Source organism: Staphylococcus pseudoxylosus (genome assembly GCF_003697915.1).
Taxonomy (GTDB): domain Bacteria; phylum Bacillota; class Bacilli; order Staphylococcales; family Staphylococcaceae; genus Staphylococcus; species Staphylococcus pseudoxylosus.
Genome location: NZ_RCVN01000094.1, coordinates 1 through 238, shown reverse-complemented (window position 1 = coordinate 238; position 238 = coordinate 1). Strand labels below are relative to the sequence as shown.

Sequence of the window (238 nt, the reverse complement as noted above, 5' to 3'; positions counted from 1 at the left end):
ATGAAGGCAGGGAATTATGATTTAAAAAAATTATCAATACTAAACAATGGTTTTGGTGGTAGAAATACGAATGAATGGGTAGGAAACCCAACTTATGCTTTGCCTTACTATTTACAAAAATACCCTAATGGTTTTTTACAAACATCGATGGAACATAACCCAGACCTTTTAATAATTGGATGGGGAATGAATGACGCTGATAAAAACCATACGAAGTTCGCTGGGTTAACACTAGAAC

General features: G+C 34.5%; 1 protein-coding gene. It reads left to right on the top strand.

Features of this window, described 5'->3' with window-relative positions; all coding sequences use genetic code 11:
• On the top strand, positions 1-238 hold a 238-nt coding region (locus D9V42_RS15190; RefSeq protein ID WP_158593199.1), incomplete at both ends, for a hypothetical protein.